1 protein-coding gene is annotated in these 463 nt (G+C 49.9%); it reads left to right on the plus strand.

Annotated elements, in window-relative coordinates; genetic code table 11:
* Positions 1-20 precede the first annotated feature (20 nt).
* Positions 21-463, plus strand: a 443-nt coding sequence (panC, locus tag ACTD9P_RS29845) for a pantoate--beta-alanine ligase (protein ID WP_438870450.1), incomplete at its 3' end; no start/stop codon positions are given.

Genomic DNA, 463 nt, shown 5'->3' on the forward strand with positions numbered 1-463 from the left:
TGTACGGAGGAAAGTAAGCGATGAAACAACTGACAGAAACTCAACAGCTTAAAGAATTAATTGCACAATACCACTCAGAAGGCCGGACGATCGGATTCGTCCCGACAATGGGTTTTCTTCATGAAGGACACCTGACCCTGGTTGAAAAAGCAAACAAAGAAAACGATATTGTCGTGATGAGCATCTTTGTCAATCCGACTCAATTCGGACCGGGCGAGGATTACGAAGCATATCCGCGAGATTTAAAGCGCGATGCCCGGCTTGCAGAACAGGCGGGAGCAGATGTTTTGTTTACGCCGTCTCCGAGTGACATGTATAAGGGCGAGCAAAATGTTGCCGTGCAAGTGAAAAGGAGAACTGACGTGTTGTGCGGCGCCTCCCGCGTCGGCCATTTTGACGGAGTGGCCACTGTGCTGACGAAGTTTTTCAATCTCGTTAAACCGACCCGCGCCTACTTCGGCCT

It is taken from the genome of Pseudomonas onubensis, assembly GCF_965653655.1.
Taxonomy (GTDB): Bacteria; Pseudomonadota; Gammaproteobacteria; order Pseudomonadales; family Pseudomonadaceae; genus Aquipseudomonas.